The 17,760-nt window shown below is 63.0% G+C and carries 17 protein-coding genes, 1 tRNA gene and 2 pseudogenes; 11 read left to right on the top strand and 9 right to left on the bottom strand.

Going from position 1 to position 17,760, the window contains the following annotated elements; all coding sequences use genetic code 11:
• Positions 1-9: 9 nt before the first annotated feature.
• From FJ986_RS14570 to FJ986_RS14550, 5 genes and pseudogenes are all read left to right on the top strand, one after another.
• The gene (locus FJ986_RS14570) at positions 10-531 is read left to right on the top strand and encodes a sigma-70 family RNA polymerase sigma factor (protein ID WP_246681801.1); all 522 of its coding nucleotides are present in this window, start codon (positions 10-12) and stop codon (positions 529-531) included.
• Positions 528-1,301: an anti-sigma factor gene (locus FJ986_RS14565; protein WP_140674720.1), complete on the top strand. Its 774-nt coding sequence runs from the start codon at positions 528-530 to the stop codon at positions 1,299-1,301. Before FJ986_RS14570 ends, FJ986_RS14565 begins: the two co-directional genes overlap by 4 nt.
• A 23-nt stretch (positions 1,302-1,324) precedes the next feature.
• The gene (locus FJ986_RS14560) at positions 1,325-2,041 is read left to right on the top strand and encodes a Bax inhibitor-1/YccA family protein (protein ID WP_140525179.1); all 717 of its coding nucleotides are present in this window, start codon (positions 1,325-1,327) and stop codon (positions 2,039-2,041) included.
• 205 nt (positions 2,042-2,246) lie between these two features.
• A pseudogene (locus FJ986_RS14555) lies at positions 2,247-3,132 on the top strand (aldose 1-epimerase family protein).
• Between the two features lie 78 nt (positions 3,133-3,210).
• Complete coding sequence (locus FJ986_RS14550) at positions 3,211-3,603, top strand: GFA family protein (protein ID WP_140674717.1); 393 nt, start codon at positions 3,211-3,213, stop codon at positions 3,601-3,603.
• 48 nt (positions 3,604-3,651) lie between these two features.
• Here the strand turns inward: FJ986_RS14550 and FJ986_RS14545 are convergent, their stop codons facing one another.
• Positions 3,652-5,169: a winged helix-turn-helix domain-containing tetratricopeptide repeat protein gene (locus FJ986_RS14545; protein WP_181181887.1), complete on the bottom strand. Its 1,518-nt coding sequence runs from the start codon at positions 5,167-5,169 to the stop codon at positions 3,652-3,654.
• 135 nt (positions 5,170-5,304) lie between these two features.
• Here FJ986_RS14545 and FJ986_RS30825 point away from each other — a divergent pair, with 135 nt between their 5' ends.
• Positions 5,305-5,565, top strand: a complete 261-nt coding sequence (locus FJ986_RS30825) for a DUF1127 domain-containing protein (RefSeq protein WP_246675006.1) — start codon at positions 5,305-5,307, stop codon at positions 5,563-5,565.
• 358 nt (positions 5,566-5,923) lie between these two features.
• Positions 5,924-6,691, top strand: a complete 768-nt coding sequence (locus FJ986_RS14535; protein ID WP_210241336.1) for a putative nucleotide-diphospho-sugar transferase — start codon at positions 5,924-5,926, stop codon at positions 6,689-6,691.
• A 385-nt stretch (positions 6,692-7,076) separates the two neighbouring features.
• Here FJ986_RS14535 and FJ986_RS14530 read toward each other — a convergent pair whose 3' ends face one another.
• From FJ986_RS14530 to FJ986_RS14495, 8 genes are all read right to left on the bottom strand, one after another.
• On the bottom strand, positions 7,077-7,562 hold the full coding sequence (locus FJ986_RS14530; RefSeq protein ID WP_140674714.1) for a heme-binding protein: 486 nt from the start codon (positions 7,560-7,562) through the stop codon (positions 7,077-7,079).
• 280 nt (positions 7,563-7,842) lie between these two features.
• Entirely contained in the window at positions 7,843-8,664 is an 822-nt protein-coding gene (locus tag FJ986_RS14525) for an MBL fold metallo-hydrolase (RefSeq protein WP_140674711.1), read from the bottom strand.
• A gap of 3 nt (positions 8,665-8,667) precedes the next feature.
• A complete protein-coding gene (locus FJ986_RS14520) occupies positions 8,668-9,462 on the bottom strand; it encodes a TatD family hydrolase (RefSeq protein WP_140674708.1) in 795 nt (264 codons plus the stop codon).
• On the bottom strand, positions 9,462-11,015 hold the full coding sequence (metG, locus tag FJ986_RS14515; RefSeq protein WP_140674705.1) for a methionine--tRNA ligase: 1,554 nt from the start codon (positions 11,013-11,015) through the stop codon (positions 9,462-9,464). Before metG ends, FJ986_RS14520 begins: the two co-directional genes overlap by 1 nt.
• Before the next feature lie 83 nt (positions 11,016-11,098).
• Complete coding sequence (locus FJ986_RS14510; protein WP_140674702.1) at positions 11,099-12,154, bottom strand: DNA polymerase III subunit delta'; 1,056 nt, start codon at positions 12,152-12,154, stop codon at positions 11,099-11,101.
• Positions 12,151-12,825: a dTMP kinase gene (gene tmk, locus FJ986_RS14505; RefSeq protein ID WP_140561191.1), complete on the bottom strand. Its 675-nt coding sequence runs from the start codon at positions 12,823-12,825 to the stop codon at positions 12,151-12,153. Before tmk ends, FJ986_RS14510 begins: the two co-directional genes overlap by 4 nt.
• A gap of 183 nt (positions 12,826-13,008) precedes the next feature.
• On the bottom strand, positions 13,009-14,175 hold the full coding sequence (locus FJ986_RS14500) for a D-alanyl-D-alanine carboxypeptidase family protein (protein ID WP_140674699.1): 1,167 nt from the start codon (positions 14,173-14,175) through the stop codon (positions 13,009-13,011).
• An 83-nt stretch (positions 14,176-14,258) separates the two neighbouring features.
• Positions 14,259-15,476 carry a septal ring lytic transglycosylase RlpA family protein gene (locus tag FJ986_RS14495; protein ID WP_140625143.1) on the bottom strand — a complete coding sequence of 406 codons (1,218 nt, stop codon included), beginning with the start codon at positions 15,474-15,476 and terminating at the stop codon, positions 14,259-14,261.
• 331 nt (positions 15,477-15,807) lie between these two features.
• Between FJ986_RS14495 and FJ986_RS14490 the strand changes: the two genes are divergently transcribed.
• The 4 genes and pseudogenes from FJ986_RS14490 to FJ986_RS14470 all read left to right on the top strand — a co-directional run bounded on the left by FJ986_RS14490 (position 15,808) and on the right by FJ986_RS14470 (position 17,600).
• Positions 15,808-15,897 (top strand) — tRNA-Ser (locus FJ986_RS14490).
• A gap of 246 nt (positions 15,898-16,143) precedes the next feature.
• Positions 16,144-16,437 (top strand): annotated as a pseudogene (locus tag FJ986_RS30820) (hypothetical protein); the annotation flags it as partial.
• An 11-nt stretch (positions 16,438-16,448) separates the two neighbouring features.
• Positions 16,449-17,147: a DUF2161 family putative PD-(D/E)XK-type phosphodiesterase gene (locus FJ986_RS14475; protein WP_140674693.1), complete on the top strand. Its 699-nt coding sequence runs from the start codon at positions 16,449-16,451 to the stop codon at positions 17,145-17,147.
• A 45-nt stretch (positions 17,148-17,192) separates the two neighbouring features.
• On the top strand, positions 17,193-17,600 hold the full coding sequence (locus FJ986_RS14470) for a DUF930 domain-containing protein (RefSeq protein ID WP_140498595.1): 408 nt from the start codon (positions 17,193-17,195) through the stop codon (positions 17,598-17,600).
• Positions 17,601-17,760 lie beyond the last annotated feature (160 nt).

Genomic DNA, 17,760 nt, shown 5'->3' with positions numbered 1-17,760 from the left:
AAACGGTCGATGCCACGCTTCGATATCGTCGGACAACTCGGTTCGCTCAGGCGTTACGCGCGCTCGCTGACGCGCGACGGTGCCGATGCCGAGGATCTCGTGCACGACGCTCTTGTGCGCGCCTATGAGCGGCGCGGCACCTTCCGCTCGGGCGGAAATTTGCGCGCCTGGCTGCTGTCCATCGTCCACAACACGTTCGTCGACCGCATGCGCTCGCGACGCTCGGAGGCAGCGCGCCTCGAACAGGCTGGATACCTTGCGGACGGCAGCGCGCCGGCGCCGCAGGAGCATTCGGTGCGCCTGGGCCAGGTGCGCGATGCTTTTTTCAGCCTGCCCGAAGAACAGCGCTCGGCCCTGCATCTCGTCGCCATAGAGGGCCTTTCCTACAGCCAGGCGGCCGATGCCAGCGGCGTGCCACTTGGAACGCTGATGTCGCGCATTGGCAGGGCGCGCGCCGCGCTTCGCGAGATGGAGGAGGGGGCTCCGACGAAGGCGAAAAATCACCTCAGGATTGTCGGAGGCCCGTCATGACAGCAGCTATCGATCCCGTGACGGACGCCGATCTCGACGCCTATGTCGACGATCAGCTCGACGTCTCGCGCCGTATCGAAGTCGAGGCCTTCCTCTCCGCCCGGCCGGAAGCGGCCGCGCGTGTGATGTCGGATCTCAGGATGCGGGACGAACTGCGCGTGGCGCTGGCCGGATCAGGCGGCATGGCGAGGCCGGTGACGACCGATGCCGCGCGGCGCCTGGAGAGGGGGCTTGCCCGGGGCCGCATCTTCGGCGTCTTGCAACGTGCCGCGGCGGTGGCCGCTTTCGTCGCCGCCGGCTGGCTGGCCAACGGCATTGTCGGGCCGATGTCGGTGACCAGGGTCGTCGCCTCGCCGCAGCCGCCCGCCTATGTCGACGAGGCGGTGCGCGCACACAGGACGACCCTTGTGCGCGAAAGCATGTCTTCGCAGGCCGAGGCGCCAAACTACAATGCCGGCGAAATCCGCGCGGCGACGGCCATCGTCATGCCGTCCTTGCCCAAGGACTGGAAGGTCCGCGACGTGCAGGTCTATCCATCGCGCTTCGGCCCCAGCGTCGAGATGGCGGTCGAGACCAAGGAGATGGGCCTGGTGTCGCTGTTCGCGATACGGCCGGGAACCTTCGACGTGGTCAAGCCGACCGTCGCGCCCTCGGGCGACATTTCCTCGGCCTACTTCCAGATCGGCGAGGTCGCTTATGCGGTGGTTGCGCAAAGCGAGGTCCGTGACCTCGACCGCGCCGCCGAGACGCTTGCGAGAACGCTTTACTGATCCGTTCACAAAGGAGAATGCAAATGAACACGCCCAATCTGGGATACCGCGTCGGCACCGGCGCACAAAGCGGCGCCCTCTACGACGAGGGCCTGCGCCAGCACATGCTGCGCGTCTACAACTATATGGGCCTCGGCCTCGTGGTCACCGGCCTCATCGCGTTCATGGTGTCGTCGACGCCCGCGCTCTACGTGCCAATCTTTTCCAGCCCGCTGAAATGGGTGGTGATGCTGGCGCCGCTCGCCTTCGTCCTGCTGTTCTCGTTCAAGATGCAGACGATGTCGGCGGCAAGCGCGCAGGCGATGTTCTGGGCCTTCTGTGCGGTCATGGGTCTGTCGCTGGCCTCGGTCTTCCTGGTTTTCACCGGAACCAGCATCGCACGCACCTTCTTCATCGCCGCCACCATGTTCGGCGCCACCAGCCTCTACGGCTACACGACCCGGCGTGACCTGACCCAGTTCTCGTCCTTTCTGATCATGGGCCTGATCGGCGTGGTGATTGCCAGCATCGTCAACATCTTTCTCGGCTCGACCGCTTTGCAGTTCGCCATCTCGGTGATCGGCATCGCCGTGTTCATCGGCCTGACTGCCTGGGACACGCAGTCGATCAAGGAACAGTATGCGGAGAACTTCGACGCGGAGTCGCGGCAGAAGCTGGCCGTTTTCGGCGCCTTCTCGCTCTACCTCAACTTCGTCAACATCTTCCAGCTGTTGCTGAACTTCACCGGCGAGCGGGAATAGTCCGAACTGTAGCAGGCAACACCTTGCATCTTGCCGTGGCCGGAGGGAAATCTCCGGCCACTCTTCATTTGAGACGGCGCCTTGCCCGCTTGTGCCATCGCACGTTCATCGTGACTGTGTGAAACGCAATGCAAACCGCCGCCTTGAGTTCACGCCTGGCCATTTGCTAGCCTGCCGGCCAAGCAAAGACAAACCGCGAGAACATATGGCACAGGACAGCCAGACACTTCATGGCGACGACATCTCGGCCGTTATAGTCGGGCAGGGGGCCGAACTGGTCTCGCTGCGGGATGCGGATGGGCTGGAGCTTGTGTGGCAGGCCGGACCAGCCTGGCGCCGTCATTCCCCGGTGTTGTTTCCGATCGTCGGCCGGCTGAAGGGCGACCAACTGCGCCATCGCGGCCAGACCTATCCGATGACGCAGCACGGCTTCGCCCGCGATAAGCCGTTCGCCTGGGCGGAGAGGGGTTCTCGGTCCTGCATGCTGGTGCTCACCGACGACGCGGAGACCCGAACGCACTACCCCTTTCGCCTTCCGTCTGGCGGTAACCTACACTCTCGACGGCCGGCAGCTTGGCGTCACGTTCGAGATCACCAACACCGGCGACGAGCCGCTACCGGCGTCGATCGGGGCGCACCCGGCATTCAACTGGCCGCTGCTGCCGGACCTGCCCAAGGAGGCCTACCGCCTGACCTTTGCAAAGCCCGAGCATGCGCCGATCCGCCGTCTCAAGGACGGGTTACTGCTGGCGGCAAGGCAGCCGACGCCCATCGAGGGCAACATTCTCGCTTTGTCGGATCGGCTGTTTGACGAGGATGCCTTGATCCTGGACCAGCCTTCCAGCACCGCTGTGCGTTACGGTGCCGATCGCGGTCTGGCGATCGAGATGCAGTGGAACGGATTTCGGGAATTGGGCGTCTGGTCAAAGCCGGGCGGCGCGCCATTCCTCTGCATCGAACCCTGGCACGGCCTCGCCAGCCCGGTGGATTTCGATGGCGAATTCGCCGACAAGCCAGGAGTGATGGTGATCGAGCCGGCCGGAAGGCGCGTGCTCGGCTATCGGATCGAACTTCAACCGCAGACGCATTAGCTGAAAGGCTGGCGTCGCGTTCATGGATGGTGGAGTTGTTCGTAAACATCCAGCTCGCTTGATTTGGAGGAATGCAGCATGGACCGATTCACCGGCGGTTGCCTGTGCGGCAACGTCCAAATTGTGGCGACTGGACGCCCATACCGGGTGGGCCTTTGTCACTGTCTTGACTGCCGCAAGCATCACGGGGCGCTTTTTCATGCTTCCGCGATTTTCCCTCAGGATGCGGTGACGATCGATGGCGAAACCCGTGACTACGCCGGGCGTTTTTTCTGTCCCCGCTGCGGCTCGACCGTTTTCGGCCGCACCGCCGACGAAATCGAAGTGAACCTGGGATCCCTGGATGCCCCTGACCAAATGACGCCAACGTACGAAAGCTGGATCGTTCGTCGCGAGTCCTGGTTGCCGCCGTTTCCGCTCACGAGACGATATGAGCGCGATCGTGACGCCACGGGCCGCTTCGAGGAGTAGACGGCACAAACGGCGGGAAGGCGGCGTGGTCAGGGGACCGGCGGCGCTTCAATCCGGAAGGCCGGCCTTGCGGAAGCCATCGACGAAATGGTCGAGCATCGCCGGATCGCGGAAGGGCTCCGTCCAGACCCAATGGCTGGTGGTGAAATGCGGATTGCCGACGAGGAACAGTTCGACTTCCGCGTGCGCCTCGTCGAGCCGGCCGAGCTGCGCGAGGCTGGCCGCCAGGAAGCGGCGTGAGCTGGTGCGGTAAGTCTCGTCCCGGCGCAGTGTCTTGACGGCGGCTTCGTAGTCGCGCGCCGCATATTGCGCCGCGCCGAGCGTCAGATAGTACCAGCTTGCCGGAAACGGGTTGAGCCGGAACGCCTTGCGGATCTGTTCGAGTCCTTCCTCGACCCGCCCGGCCAGCACGGAGATGTCAGACAAAGTCGCCCAGGCATCGGCCTCGTTGGGGTCGAGCTCGAACGTTCTGGCGAACTCGGCATCCGCCTCGGCGAAGTTGCGTTCATAGGCAAGCAGGTTGCCGAGCACCCATCGGCAGCCGGCGTCGTTGGGATCGATCGCCACCGCCTTGCGCGCCAGCTCCAGGGCAATGTGGCGGTTGGGTTCCACCGGTTCGCCCCAATGCACCCATCCCATCCAGTGGTTCATGGCAAGCCAGCGATAGGCTTCGGCATAGTCGGGATCGAGCGCGACCGCGCGCGTCAGCATCAGATGCGCCTCCCGCGCCGTCTGCGGCGAATCGTCGATTAGCTTGCGCGCCCGCACGCACAGATCGTAGGCCTCGAGATTCTTGGGTCGATTGCGCGGCGGCGGCGCGCGCAGCCGGCCAAGCAGCGCCTCCACGATCTTGGCCGTCACCTCGTCCTGAACGGCAAAGATATCGTCCAGCCGGCGATCGAAGCGTTCCGCCCACAGGTGGTCGCCGCTCGCCGCGTCGACCAGCTGGGCGTTGATGCGCACGCGCCCCGCGGCACGTCTTGCGCTGCCCTCCAGGAGGTAGCGCACGCCAAGCTCCCGGGCGATCTCGCGCACGTCCGCCGCCTTTCCCTTGTAGGCGAAGGTCGAATTGCGCGCGATGACGAACAAGCCCGAGGCCCTGGACAGGTCGGTGATCAGGTCTTCGGTCAATCCGTCGGCGAAAGGCTCTTGTTCGGGGTCGTTGCTGAGATTGACGAAGGGGAGCACGGCTATCGACGGTTTGTCGGGCAGCGGCAAAGCTTTTCGGTTCGCGCCATCGAGGGGTTCGACGATCCCCCTGAAGCGGTAGCCGACGCGCGGAACAGTGGTGATCCATTCACCGCCGTCGGCGGACGGACCAAGCAGCTTGCGCAGCTGCGCGATCTGGACGGTGAGATTGCCTTCCTCGACGGCCGTACCCGGCCACGCCGCATCCATCAGCTTGGCCTTGTCGAGGATTTCGCCAGGCCGCCCGACGAGCGCCGCCAACAGCTTCAGCCCGCGGTAGCCGACGGCAACAGGATCATCGTTCCGAAGCAGCGTTCCCGCATCCGGATCAAGCACGAACGGACCGAAGGCAAAGCGCGATCCCTGCATAAGGCGCATCTATAGCCCGTTTGGAAATTTTGAGAACTATTTGGGAGAGCTTAATTACGGCACTGTTCGCATCCGGCACAATTCAACCTCTTTCAGGTCGAGGTCCCAAGTCGAGGACCCACCCTCAAACCATAGGAGGTTGCCATGAACGATACCCTTGCATCGACGCGGTGTCCGACGGTGCGGCCGAGAATGCCTGTAGTGCTGGCGGAAGCGTCGCGTCGGCACTTGGCGACCCTGCGAAGCATTGTCGCGGCCTGGCACGATCGGACCTGGCGCGAGCGGATACGCTTTCGCTGGGAGCTTGAGCGAATGTCGAAGGACAATCCCCATCTGATCGATGACATCGGATTGACGAGACAACAGGTCGAGGCGGAGCTGGCAAAGCCTTTTTGGGAACGGTAGGCCGAATGCTGCAACCAGAGCGAGCGGAGCTCATTGAAAGTTCTGGGGTAGGGAGGTTGCCTCGAGAAGCCGGGGGCAAACCAGCAGCGCGTCGCCAGATCCAAAGCACGAACTCGCCGAGGTCATCGACCAGGTGGATTCTTACGGCTGCATCATGGCCGGCGAAATGATCTGGTTGAGCGCAAGGACAGGAGTTCCAGACCGCGGCCTCGGCCCAGCTGGCGCCCCTCGTCAACAAAATGGTTGTGGCCCAATGTTTTCTGCGCCGCTACCGATGACTTTATCGCATTGCGAGGCTATTCGGACTTATTGCTATATGCTTGGCGTCTAAATATTCATATCCTAATAAGGCTTCGCCTTGCTCACCCACATTCTTGATTTGTTCCGGGCCACCAAACACAGGCACCGGGAAATGCTCGCTCCCTTCCCGATAAACCCACCTCCGTCCGGCAACCCGGACAAGGCCGGTGAAATCGTGGCGTTCTTTACGATCAACTCCTTCTATGAGACAGAAGCCGCTCGCATGACCGCGTCAGCGTGGCGTCTTGGCCTTTCTGTCCAAGCCCGGCCATTCGCCGACGCTGGATCCTGGGTGCGCAACGCGAGCCTGAAGCCGACATTCCTTGTCAATATGCGTAGGAGGCTTCAGGGACCGCTGCTGTATGTGGACGTCGACACGGTCTTCCATCATGATCCCTGGCCGGAGCTCGCCGGTTTTGATTGCGACATCGCGGTCTATCGCGAAAGTGGCCGGCTGATGGCTGGAACCATCCTCATCAACGATACGCCGGCTGCTCGCGAGATCCTCGCCTTGTGGAAGAAGCGCAGCGATGAAAACCCGGAAGTCTGGGATCAGGTCGTGCTGCAGGAAATCCTCGACGAAGATCAGGCCTCGGCAAGCCCGCGCTATCGCGAAGGCCAGCTCCCGGCGCCGTTCTGCTGGGTGTTCGACCGCCTTGAGAATGGGAAGCCCGATAAGGTGTATATCGAGCAGCTCCAGGCGAGCCGGGAAATCTATGAGCGGCACGCTCGCGGCAAAGCACGCAGAGGTCTCAACCGTCGGCAGGACCGAGTCCGGACCATTGAGCGCATTCTTGACGAACACAGAGAGCGGCTACGCAGGTAGCCGACGACAGCCATTGCTGCAGCTTCGATGCCCTCGCGGGCGGCGACGAAGCGGCTGCCATGTGGCCCGTGATCTGCAAAGCGTTCATTCCAATTCACCAGTTTAGCAGAACGGGCACCAAAAACCGTGTCAGGAGAGTTGAGGTGGGGAGATTGGCTGCGCACAAGCAGGAGCGACATTCCTACCTTGCCGAAAGTCGCATAAGATAGATTATGGAACTAAGCTTCCAGCTCGGGTCTCAGGATCGGCCGTCGGTTGCCGGTCGAATGCGATCTTACGTCCGCCGGTTCCGGTGTGGAGACAGGGTTCACAGACTGAACCCCGTTCAACAGAGCAGCCCGCCTTGGACGGGCTGCGTTGGCATCTTAGGCAGGTCTAGGCAGGTCTACTCGGCGGCGCCGATCGCCTTGAGCCCGGCGGCGGCGCATTTGGCGTCGATATCGCCCGAAGGAGCACCGCCGACGCCAATGCCGGCCACCAAGGCATCGCCGAACTTGACCGGCAAGCCGCCAGCCTGGATCACCATGCGACGATCCATGTCACGCATGCCGTCATTTGCCGGCTTGGAGGCTATGAATTCGGCGAGCCCCGCAGTGTCGCGACCCAAAGCTGCCGCGGTGAAGGCCTTGCCTTCGGCGCTGGATGCGGTGTGTGCGCCGGAATTGTCGGCCTTGAGCAGCACTTGCGTCGCGCCGCTCCGCGCCACGATGGCGACGCTGACATTGCTGCCTTCGGCAGCGCAGGCCTCCAGCGCGGCTTGTGCTGCCTTGGTTGCCCGTTCAAGCGGCAAGTAAGGGGCGGTTGGCAATTCCTGCGCTGTGGCAGCGATAGGAGCAAGAAGCGTCACTGTAAGTACGAGTTTGCGAATCATCGGGCCTCTCCTTTCCAACTAACGGGCAAAGGTTAGCGCCTCTTGCTCTCAATGTATATCTTAGGAAGCCATCACATAGACTGCCTGTCAGGCCTGCAATCCAGATCGACGAGCATCCGCCGGCCTGACAATGCAATCCTCTTTTGGCATTTTGCAATCTTGAAGCGACAGCGAACTGGCGGCGGCCGTGTGGCGATCCCAAGTGCAAGATCTCGACATCGGACCTGTAATCGCGGCTCATGGCCAGGCGATCAATGCCACCGGCTATGAAGAGAATATTCTATCTGACTGATCTATAAGGAATTTCAAGCGCCATGCCATCAAATGCCGGCTCGACATTTGCCGGAGTCTCAGCCATCACGGTAGCGTAGTCCAGCGGCCCATGCATATGGGTCAGCACAGCCTGTTTCGGGGCCAGCCGCTCGATCCACTCAAGCGCCTGGCCAAGCGACAGATGGCTCGGGTGCGTCCTGTACTGCAGCGCGTCGATGATCAGGACATCGAGATTACGCAGCCGTTCGGCGGTGGCAGCCGGAAAATCGCTGATGTCGGGGCAATAGGCTAGTCCGCCGATGCGGAAGCCGAGCGATATGATGTCGCCATGGACCTGCGGCAGCGGCTCGAGGGTGAGGGCACCGCCCTCGCCTTCGATCACGACGGGCTTTGCGTGATCGATGATATGGGCGTCGACGATCGGCGGATAGGAACTGCCTGGCGGCGTCTCGAAACAGTAGCCGAAGGCCTGGCGCAGCCGCAGCATCGTTGGCTGGTCGGCATGGATATCGATCCGCTGCCGCTGGTCGAGCACGAAGCCGCGCAGGTCGTCGATGCCGTGGATGTGGTCGGCATGTGGATGGGTGTAGACGACGGCATCGATGCGCTTGACCGAGGCCATCAGCATCTGCTGGCGGAAATCCGGTCCTGTGTCGATGACGACGGTGGTGCGGGCGCCGCTCTCGGCAATCCGCTCCACAAGGGCTGCCGTGCGCATGCGCCGATTTTTCGGATTTTGCGGATCGCAATTGCCCCAGTCGCCGGTGATGCGCGGCGTGCCCGGTGACGAGCCGCAGCCGAGAATGGTGAGGCGCAGCCGGTCTGTCATCGTTCAGGCGCTTTGCTCGGCGGGGCGCGGCATCTTGCCGAACAGCCGGAAGAAATTATCGGTCGTCAAAGCTGCGATTTCACCTTCGCTGACGCCGATCGTCTCGGCCAGAACCCTGGCCGTGTGCGCGACATAGGCGGGTTCATTGCGCTTGCCGCGAAATGGGATCGGCGCGAGATATGGCGCATCGGTCTCCACCAGCAGCCGGTCGTGCGGCAGGTCGGCGGCTATGGCGCGTATTTCGGCCGAATTCTTGAAGGTCAGGATGCCGGAAAACGAAACATAGCCGCCCAGCGAGACGCCGACCTCGGCCAGCCTGCGTCCCGACGAAAAACAGTGCAGGACGAATGGGAAGGCGCCCTTCCCCGTTTCTTCCTCAAGAATATGAGCCATGTCGTCGTCGGCGTCGCGCGAATGGATGACCAGCGGCAGGCCCGTCTCGCGAGCAGCGGCGATGTGGTTGCGCAAACCCTGCGCCTGCGCATCGCGGGGCGCCTTGTCATAGAAATAGTCGAGCCCGGCCTCGCCGATCGCCACCGCCTTTGGATGAGCGGACAGGCGCACGAGATCCGCCGTCGTCACGTCAAGCTCTTCGGCGGCATTGTGCGGATGGGTTCCGACGGAGCAGTACACTTCGTCGAAAGCATCTGCGATTTCAAGTATTTGCTGAAATCGCTTCACGCGCGTCGAAATGGTTACCATGCGGCCGATCCCGGCGGCCAGGGCACGGGCGACGACGGCCGCCCGTTCCTCGGCGAAGTCCGGAAAATCCAGATGGCAGTGGCTGTCGACGAGCATCAGCCGTTCGCTTCCGGCTGATCGACATAACGCGGAAACACGCCTTCTGGTACTGGCAACGCTCTGCCCGGCACAAGCGCATGATCGGCGTGGAGATGCACGAAATTGCGCTCGTCTGCCGGCACCGCCAGCAGGTCAAGCAGCTTCGCGGCCGATCCTGGAATAAAGGGTTGGCACAGAATCGCCACGCGCCGGACCACCTCGGCCGTTGTCCACAGCACCGTTTGCATGCGCTCGGGGTTGGTCTTCTTCAGTGCCCAGGGTTCTTGTCCGGCGAAATACCGGTCGGCTTCGGCCACCGCGCCGAAGATCGACGCCAGCGCCAGATGGATGCCCTGCTCGGCCATTGCCTTGCGCGCGGCGGCAAGAGCGGCCGCCGCCTGATCGAGGATTGCCTTGTCGGCATCCGTCAGCTCGCCGCGCGTCGGCACCACGCCGCCGCAGTTCTTGGCGATCATCGACAGCGAGCGCTGCGCCAGATTGCCGATGCCGTTGGCGAGGTCGGCATTGGTGCGGTTGACGATCGCTTCGTGGCTGTAGCTGCCGTCCTGGCCGAACGGCACCTCGCGCAGGAAGAAATAGCGCACCTGGTCGAGCCCGTAGTGCTCTACCATGGTGAAGGGGTCGATGACGTTGCCGACCGATTTCGACATCTTCTCGCCGCGGTTGAACAGGAAGCCGTGGCCAAAGACGCGCTTCGGCAGCGGAATGCCTGCCGACATCAGGAAGGCCGGCCAGTAGACGGCGTGAAAACGCACGATGTCCTTGCCGATGATGTGCGCATCGGCCGGCCAGAATTTCCAATCATCTGCTTTTTCATCGGGATAGCCGACGCCGGTAATGTAGTTTGTCAGCGCGTCGACCCAGACATACATCACGTGCTTTTCGTCGCCGGGCACCGGCACGCCCCAGTCGAACGTCGTGCGCGAGATCGACAGGTCTTTCAGTCCCGATCTGACGAAGCTCATCACTTCGTTGCGCCGCTCGGCCGGGCCGATGAAATCCGGCTGGCCCTCATAGAGCGCCAGCAGTTTGTCCTGATAGGCCGAAAGCCGGAAGAAATAGCTTTCCTCCTCGACCCATTCGACCGGCGTTCCTTGCGGGCCATAGCGGATATTGTCGGGACGAACCTCGGTTTCCTCCTCGCCGTAATAAGCTTCGTCACGCACCGAGTACCAGCCGGCATAGCCGCCCTTGTAGATGTCTCCATTGGCAGCCATCGCCTTCCAGATCGCCTGAGAGGCCGCGTAGTGCCGCTCTTCGGTGGTGCGGATGAAATCGTCGTTGGAGGCGTTGAGCGCGGTCGCCATGCGCTTGAACTCAGCCGAATTGCGGTCGGCCAGTTCGCGCGCCGAAATGTCTTCCTTCTTCGCCGTCTGCAGCATCTTGATGCCGTGTTCGTCGGTGCCGGTGAGAAAGAAGACCTGCTTGCCGTCGAGCCGTTGAAAGCGGGCCAGCGCATCGGTGGCGATCAATTCGTAGGCATGGCCGATATGCGGCTTGCCATTGGGGTAAGAGATCGCGGTCGTGACGTAGTATGTATCGCGTGACATGAATGAACCGTCATGAATGTCTGAATGGAAGGCGTGGCGGTGGATATCGCATCGGGGCGGCGATTGCCATCCCGAGGGAACCATCACATTCGCATTGCAGACTTCAGGCGGTCGATCATGGTCAAGGCGTGCTGCTTCTTGTCGAGATTGTAGGTATCGGTCTCAGATATAGCGTCCAGCGCCTCATGCCAAGTGTCCGAAAGCGTTTTGGCTCGTGCGAGATCGCCGGCCAGCGCCGCCCGGCTCGCCGCATCGGACAACAGGTCGAGCGCCCGGCGGTTGAAGATATCGAACTGGATCGCCTGGTCGCGCCCGGCCACCACCTCGGCAAGGCGATAGGCGCCGGCGATGTTGCTCTTGCCGGCGGTCACCAGGGCGTCCAGTGTTTCGGCGATCTCCAGCCCGCCATACTGCGTCAGGAGGATCGCATTGCGGGCGCTGCCGCCTGCCCGCGTGGCCAGCGCTGCCAGCGCGGCCGGATCGCCGGGCGGCGGCGGCTCGGCGGTTTCCAGCACCGCCATCAGCTCGTCGGTATCGAGCGGCGACAGCCGCACCAATTGGCAGCGCGAGCGGATCGTCGGCAGCAGGCTGCCCGGCGCATGGACGATGAGGATGAACAGCGTTCGCGCCGGCGGCTCCTCAAGATTCTTCAGCAAGGCATTGGCTGCATTGGTGTTCATGTCGTCGGCCGGGTCGACGATCACCACCCGGTAGCTGCCGTCATGCGAAGTCAGCGACAGGAAGCGATTGACCTTGCGGATCTCGTCGACGGTGACCACCGTCTTGAAGCTCTTGGTCTTGTCGTTCAGCGGCCGCGTCAGGTGCAGCACGCCGGGATGCGCGCCAGTGGCGATCTGGCGAAATAGCGAGGACGCCGGATCGGGAACGGCGAGCGTCTCCGGCGCCTGCTCGAAGGCCGGATGCTTCAGGAGATGATGCGCCAGATGGAACGCGAGCGTCGCCTTGCCGATGCCGAGCGGTCCGGTGAAGATCAGCGCGTGCGGCAGCTTTCCAGCGCGATAGGCGGCGGCGAGCATGGCGGCGGCCTGCCCGTGCCCGACCAGGCGTGGCGTTTCGGACGGTTCAGGGACGCCGTCCAGCGTGTCATGCTGTTCCGGCGCGATGCGTTCGAAGATCATGCGGGTGCGGTCTGTCTGTTGCGCATGGGCGCCCTCGCCTCCAGCGCCGCGAACACCGTGGCGGTGACGACATTTTCTACCGCATCGGGAGCGGCGGATGCGTCGATCACAACGCAGCGCTCCGGCTCGGCCGCGGCGATCGCCAGGAACGCCTCGCGGCGCGCCTGGTGGATGGCAAGCGTTTCCTTTTCGAAGCGATCGGGGCCGGCGCCGGCGCCGCGACGCACTGTTGCGCGTCTCAGGCCTTCCGTGGGATCGATGTCGAAGATCAGCGTCATGTCGGGCATCATGCCGTTGATGGCGACCTGCTCCAGCGTCTCCATGAACACCGGGTCGAGGCCGCCGGTGACGCCCTGGTAGACGCGCGAGGAATCCAGGAAGCGGTCGCATAGGACAATGGAGCCGCGCTCGACCGCCGGGCGGATGACCTGCTCGACATGGTCGGAGCGCGCCGCCGCGAAAAGCAGCGCTTCCATCTTCGGCCCGAACGGCTCGGCGGCGCCCGAGAGCAGCACATGCCGGACCGCTTCCGCGCCCGGCGAGCCGCCCGGTTCCCGGGTGACGAGGACGTCGTACTTCTTGGCGCGCATCTTTCCCGCCAGCCGCTCGATCTGCGTCGACTTGCCTGCTCCTTCGCCGCCTTCGAAGGTGATGAAAAATCCGCGTGCCAATCGAAAGGCCTTTGTCCCTTATTTGAATGGATTCTAGCGCTCTAGATAGTCCGCGTTCGGGGAAACGTCCATGCCGCCGGCGTTATCGCATGCCGCTCAAAAGCGATCTCGGCTGGAGAGAACGACATGCAAAAACAAAGACGCTAAAGCGCATTGCGTGAATCCGGTTCAGCGCGACGCGCTTTAGCGGAGCCAGCCGACGGCCAGTTCCTTGACAGCGTCGAGGGCGCGTTGCGGCAGCGTGCCGATGCCGATCGATTCGGCGGCGAAAAGCGGCGTCTCCTGGCTCAGTGTGTCGCCGATCCAGACCCGCAGCACGCCTACCGGCTGCCCCTCCTCCACAGGTGCGGCAACCGGTCCGTCATAGACGATGCTCGCCGTCAGTTTGTCGCGGTTGGCTACCGGCAGGAAGATGGCGATCGGCCCTTTCGCCTTCAGCGTCACGCCGGCCTTAATGCCGCCGAAAACCTGAGCTTGGCCCACCACCTCGTCCTTGGCGAAGATTTGCGTCTTCTCGAAGGAACGGGCACCCCATTCGAGCAGCTTGCGCGCCTCCTCGGCGCGTTCCTTGTCGCTGGCGAGCCCGCTCATCGCCGCGATCACCCGCGCGCCATTGTGGCTGACCGAGCCGACTATGCCGAAACCGGACACCTCACTGCTGCCGACCGCCAGGCCGTCGGCGCCGATGTCCATCGCCAGCAGCGGGTTGCGATTCCTCTGTGAAATCTTGTTCCAGGTAAAGTCCTTCAGGCCGTAGTAGCGATAAAGATCCGGATAGTCGCGCCACAGATGCAAAGCCAGCATTGCCAGTTCGCGCACGCTCGTCTGCTGGCCGTCCGCCGGCAGCCCGGTCGAATTGACGAAAGTCGATTTGGCCAGGCCGATCTGGCGGGCGCGTTCGGTCATCTGCGCGGCGAAATTGTCCTCGGACCCGGCCAAGCCTTCGGCCAGCACGATGCAGCCGTCATTGGCCGCCTGCACCGTCACGCCCTGGATCAGGTCCTCGACCCGGACCGCCGATTTGAGCTTGGCAAACATTGTCGACGTTCCCGAAGGGGCGCCGCCCTTGCGCCAGGCGTTTTCACTCACCACGAACGTGTCGTCGAGGGTCAGGCGTCCAGACTTGACGGCGTTGAACACCACTTCCATCGTCATCAGCTTGGCCATCGAGGCCGGCTGTATCGGCTTGTCGGCGTCCTTGGAAAACAACACCGTTCCAGTCTCGGCGTCGATCATGAAGGCCTGGGTTGCCTTGGTCTCGAAAAGCTGCGCACTGGCGGGCGCGACACAAAACAGCAGCAGGGCCAATCCCAGAAATCCGGCCAAAGGCGGAAAGACGCGCAACTGCATGAAATCTCGACCCGTTTGCCGGTTCTGGCGCGGTTAGGCTATCAGGGTTTTTTCCGCAGGATCAACCGTGCCGGAAAAATAGATCAGTTGCGCACGGCCAGGGCGTCCGGCGCACCATGCGACCAGGCCGCCTGCAGCAGATCGTCGACGCCGCCATGGCCGTCCGGATAGAGGTTCACCGCATACCAGTCCTTGCCGTCGAATTCGGACCGCTGGATCTCGATCCTGCCGAAGGGCTCGAGCGCGGCCGCCACGCGTTTTGCCTCGGTGGCGTCATCGAAGGTGCCGGCCGCGACATAGGCCGGCGATGGCGCCTGGGGATTGGCGCTCTTCCATGAGCGCAGGATGTCGGCGGGCGACATGCCGTCGTCGCCAAGTGCGGCAAAGACATCGGCGCTCCGCACGCGCTCGTCGGCATAGGAGAGCGAGGCCACCGAAAACGGCGATTGCGGCGGCAGGCCGATATCCGGACGCTCCGGCACGATCGGACCGAAGTCGGGCAGCGCCAGGTCACCCAAGGCCGGCGATTGTGCCGGCACCTGCCCTTGCGGAATCATATCGGAATTCGTCAGCTGACCCGGAAACGGCACGGCGGCAGCGCCCACCGGCAGGCTGGGCGACGGTCCGTTCATGGCCACCATGACGCCGGTCGGCAGGCCGTCCGACGGATCCGGTATCCTGTTGCCTGGATGGTAGGAGGCCATCAGATACTGGTCGTCATTGCCGTCGAGCGGCGCGCGGCCAACATATTCCACCTTCACCTCGGCCGTGCCGACATTGGCATAGTCGAGCATCTGGGCGGCGCGTTCCGAGACATCGATGATGCGGCCCTGGTGGTAGGGACCGCGATCATTGACGCGCACGATGACCGAACTGCCGGTCTTGAGATTGGTGACGCGGGCGTAGCTCGGCAGAGGCATGGTCGGGTGCGCCGCCGTCAGATGGCTCATGTCGTAGACTTCGCCGTTGGCGGTCAGCCGTCCATGAAAGGCATCGCCGTACCACGACGCCAGGCCGACCTTGGCATAGTGCTTGTCTTCCTTCGGATAGTACCACTTGCCGCGAACCTGGTAGGGTTTTCCGAGCTGGTCGCGGCCGCCGCCACGCCGCATGAAGGCGACGCGAGGGCTGGCCTTCACGCCATATTCGGTTTCGGCGAAATATTCCTTGGAACGGGTCTTCTTGTGGACCATCCCTTTTGGTTCAGGCTGCGACGCGCAGGCGGCAAGCAAGGCTGCCGACATGGTGAATAGCGCGAAAGCGCAAGCACGGCGTAGACGCGGGCGCGCCGTAGTTTGCATTTCCTGATGTCCCCTACAGTCTCGACCAAAAACGCCGCGGCTTGAACGTCGCAGGAGCCAAAGCTTACCTGACTAAGACCAACGACGCCTCGAACCCCTGTCCTTTGTGCGCAGGAATTGTTTATCACGCTATTAATAATCGATTGTGGCCGGAACCGGGCAAGATTGTGACGCCACCCTGCCCGGCGTCGGCTGCCGGGAAACATGCGGTCCGCGCATGCCGGTTGACAGATCTTTGCCGGGCACACTAGAGCATCAGCGAGATGGCTCTCTTCATTCGCCGCCAGGCTCGAATATCTGATCGAGTGACGTTGGGCGAAGAGATGTCGCTGGAGGGATGGCCGAGCGGTTTAAGGCACCGGTCTTGAAAACCGGCGTGGGCGCAAGTTCACCGTGGGTTCGAATCCCACTCCCTCCGCCAGATTATTGCCGTAAGGTGTTGATATGGCTTCGCTAATCGCAGGTTGCGTTACCGATCCCCACTTTCATCCCACTGGTTGACTATGGAGTGCGACATGGCTCCCCCGAAAAAACGTCTGCTGGAAGAGGAAGCGCTGGCGGTGTTCCTGCGAGAGTTGGCGACCGCTGATGCCATCGCGTCGAGCCTTATCCGAGATATTGAACCGCCATCCGAGGAAGACCGCGCATTCGGAGCCGAGCCGCTGTCAAAATCGGCGGGCTCCTCAGCCCGGGCAAGGGCCTGTTCCTTGACTTTGACGCTCGCCCATCGCTTGAAGCGCTTGCAGGCCGCTGGGGCGACCGGATCACCTACGTCGCCGGAAAGGCCAGGGATCAGCTTGGCTTGAGCGCCGTGCTCGTGCGCCCCGACGGCTTCGTGGCCTGGGCTGGCGAGGATCACCCCAGCCCGGAGGAAGCCGCTCAAGCCGCGTCACGATGGTTCGGCGAACCCCGGAAAGGTATGCAGGCCTGCTCCCGAGGCTTTTCGTGCCGAATCGGCTAAGCCTTGGGCCTATGAACGAAACCTCCCTCTACGCGCCGGTGAAGCGGTTTCTCGAAAGCCTGGACTTTGCCGTGAAGGGCGAGATCGGCGGCTGCGACATCGTCGCGCTGCGTGAGGGGGAGCCGCCTATCGTCGTCATTTGCGAGTTGAAGCTGGCGTTCAATCTCGAACTGGTGCTGCAAGGCGTCGACCGCGCGACCGCCTGCGACGAGGTGTGGCTGGCCGCGCGCATGTCGGCCAGGGGCAAGGGACGCGAGAGCGACGCCCGGTTCCGCAATCTTTGCCGCCGGCTTGGCTTCGGCCTGCTCGGCGTGACGGCGAGCGACCGGGTCGAGGTGCTCCTGAGCCCGGTCACCGTCGCGCCGCGCAAGAACCCACGGCGCCGCTCGCGGCTGGTCGACGAGCACCGCCGGCGCCGCGGCGATCCTGTCGCGGGCGGGGGATCGCGCAATCCCATCATGACAGCGTACCGCCAAAGCGCCCTCGCCTGCGCCGCGGCATTGGCCGACGGGCCCAAGCGCCCGCGCGATCTCAAGGCGCTGACGCCGCTTGCGCCGAAAATCCTGCTGCACAATGTCTATGGCTGGTTCGCGCGCGTCGACCGCGGCGTATACGATCTGACCGACGCCGGCCGTGCCTCGCTGATGCGTTGGCCGCAGCCATCGCACGATGAATCCCGACACGGGATTTTGAACGCGCCGAGTGCCTGAGCGCGGGACAACGCCCGGCCCTTTGGTTGATTTTTCAGACAAAATATGCTGCTTGTCCCGCCCATGAAGACACTCTGCACGACGGTCATGGCGTTCTTGACCCTGGCTTTTCCGGCCAACGCCATGGACAGCGCCTTGCGCGCAGGCCTCCTGAAACTCGACCCGCAAACCCGCCTCGAACAGCGCTGTGATGCTGAAGTCCTCGACCGGATCACCCATGACGACCGCAAGTACAAGGCGGATCGGGTGGTCGCTTACGCCTTTGCCACGCCGGTCATGAGCGACGACGCCATTAAGAGCCCAGGAGCCGCCTTCCGCAGCAAGGGGCAATGGTACCGGCTGAAATTCAAGTGCGAGACGGCGCCGGACCATATGGAGGTTTTACAGCTCCGCTACCGCATCGGCGACGAGATTCCAGAGACCGACTGGGCAAAATACAATCTCTACGATTAGGCGCTACGACTAGGTTTTCATTGCCGTTTCGGCTCGCCTGCCCGTGATTGTCGAATCCCCTCAATGGCGCCGCTGCAACGAAAGCGGTTTTGCGGCGTTGCCCGAAGCGATGTCTTGACGGCAAGGAACCATGCCTTTAGGGCGGGCTGGGCGATCGACA

It is taken from the genome of Mesorhizobium sp. B1-1-1 (assembly GCF_006442955.1).
Lineage (GTDB): Bacteria > Pseudomonadota > Alphaproteobacteria > Rhizobiales > Rhizobiaceae > Mesorhizobium.
This window is presented reverse-complemented; position numbering and strand designations above follow the sequence as displayed.

What these genes read in the sequence shown, in the direction of transcription:
- FJ986_RS14570 (WP_246681801.1), top strand. Translation starts at nt 10, where the DNA reads ATGCCACGCTTCGATATCGTCGGACAACTCGGTTCGCTCAGGCGTTAC.
- FJ986_RS14565 (WP_140674720.1), top strand. Translation starts at nt 528, where the DNA reads ATGACAGCAGCTATCGATCCCGTGACGGACGCCGATCTCGACGCCTAT.
- FJ986_RS14560 (WP_140525179.1), top strand. Translation starts at nt 1,325, where the DNA reads ATGAACACGCCCAATCTGGGATACCGCGTCGGCACCGGCGCACAAAGC.
- FJ986_RS14550 (WP_140674717.1), top strand. Translation starts at nt 3,211, where the DNA reads ATGGACCGATTCACCGGCGGTTGCCTGTGCGGCAACGTCCAAATTGTG.
- FJ986_RS14545 (WP_181181887.1), bottom strand. Translation starts at nt 5,169, where the DNA reads ATGCGCCTTATGCAGGGATCGCGCTTTGCCTTCGGTCCGTTCGTGCTT.
- FJ986_RS30825 (WP_246675006.1), top strand. Translation starts at nt 5,305, where the DNA reads ATGAACGATACCCTTGCATCGACGCGGTGTCCGACGGTGCGGCCGAGA.
- FJ986_RS14530 (WP_140674714.1), bottom strand. Translation starts at nt 7,562, where the DNA reads ATGATTCGCAAACTCGTACTTACAGTGACGCTTCTTGCTCCTATCGCT.
- FJ986_RS14525 (WP_140674711.1), bottom strand. Translation starts at nt 8,664, where the DNA reads ATGACAGACCGGCTGCGCCTCACCATTCTCGGCTGCGGCTCGTCACCG.
- FJ986_RS14520 (WP_140674708.1), bottom strand. Translation starts at nt 9,462, where the DNA reads ATGCTCGTCGACAGCCACTGCCATCTGGATTTTCCGGACTTCGCCGAG.
- metG (WP_140674705.1), bottom strand. Translation starts at nt 11,015, where the DNA reads ATGTCACGCGATACATACTACGTCACGACCGCGATCTCTTACCCCAAT.
- FJ986_RS14510 (WP_140674702.1), bottom strand. Translation starts at nt 12,154, where the DNA reads ATGATCTTCGAACGCATCGCGCCGGAACAGCATGACACGCTGGACGGC.
- FJ986_RS14500 (WP_140674699.1), bottom strand. Translation starts at nt 14,175, where the DNA reads ATGCAGTTGCGCGTCTTTCCGCCTTTGGCCGGATTTCTGGGATTGGCC.
- FJ986_RS14495 (WP_140625143.1), bottom strand. Translation starts at nt 15,476, where the DNA reads ATGCAAACTACGGCGCGCCCGCGTCTACGCCGTGCTTGCGCTTTCGCG.
- FJ986_RS14475 (WP_140674693.1), top strand. Translation starts at nt 16,449, where the DNA reads ATGAACGAAACCTCCCTCTACGCGCCGGTGAAGCGGTTTCTCGAAAGC.
- FJ986_RS14470 (WP_140498595.1), top strand. Translation starts at nt 17,193, where the DNA reads ATGCTGCTTGTCCCGCCCATGAAGACACTCTGCACGACGGTCATGGCG.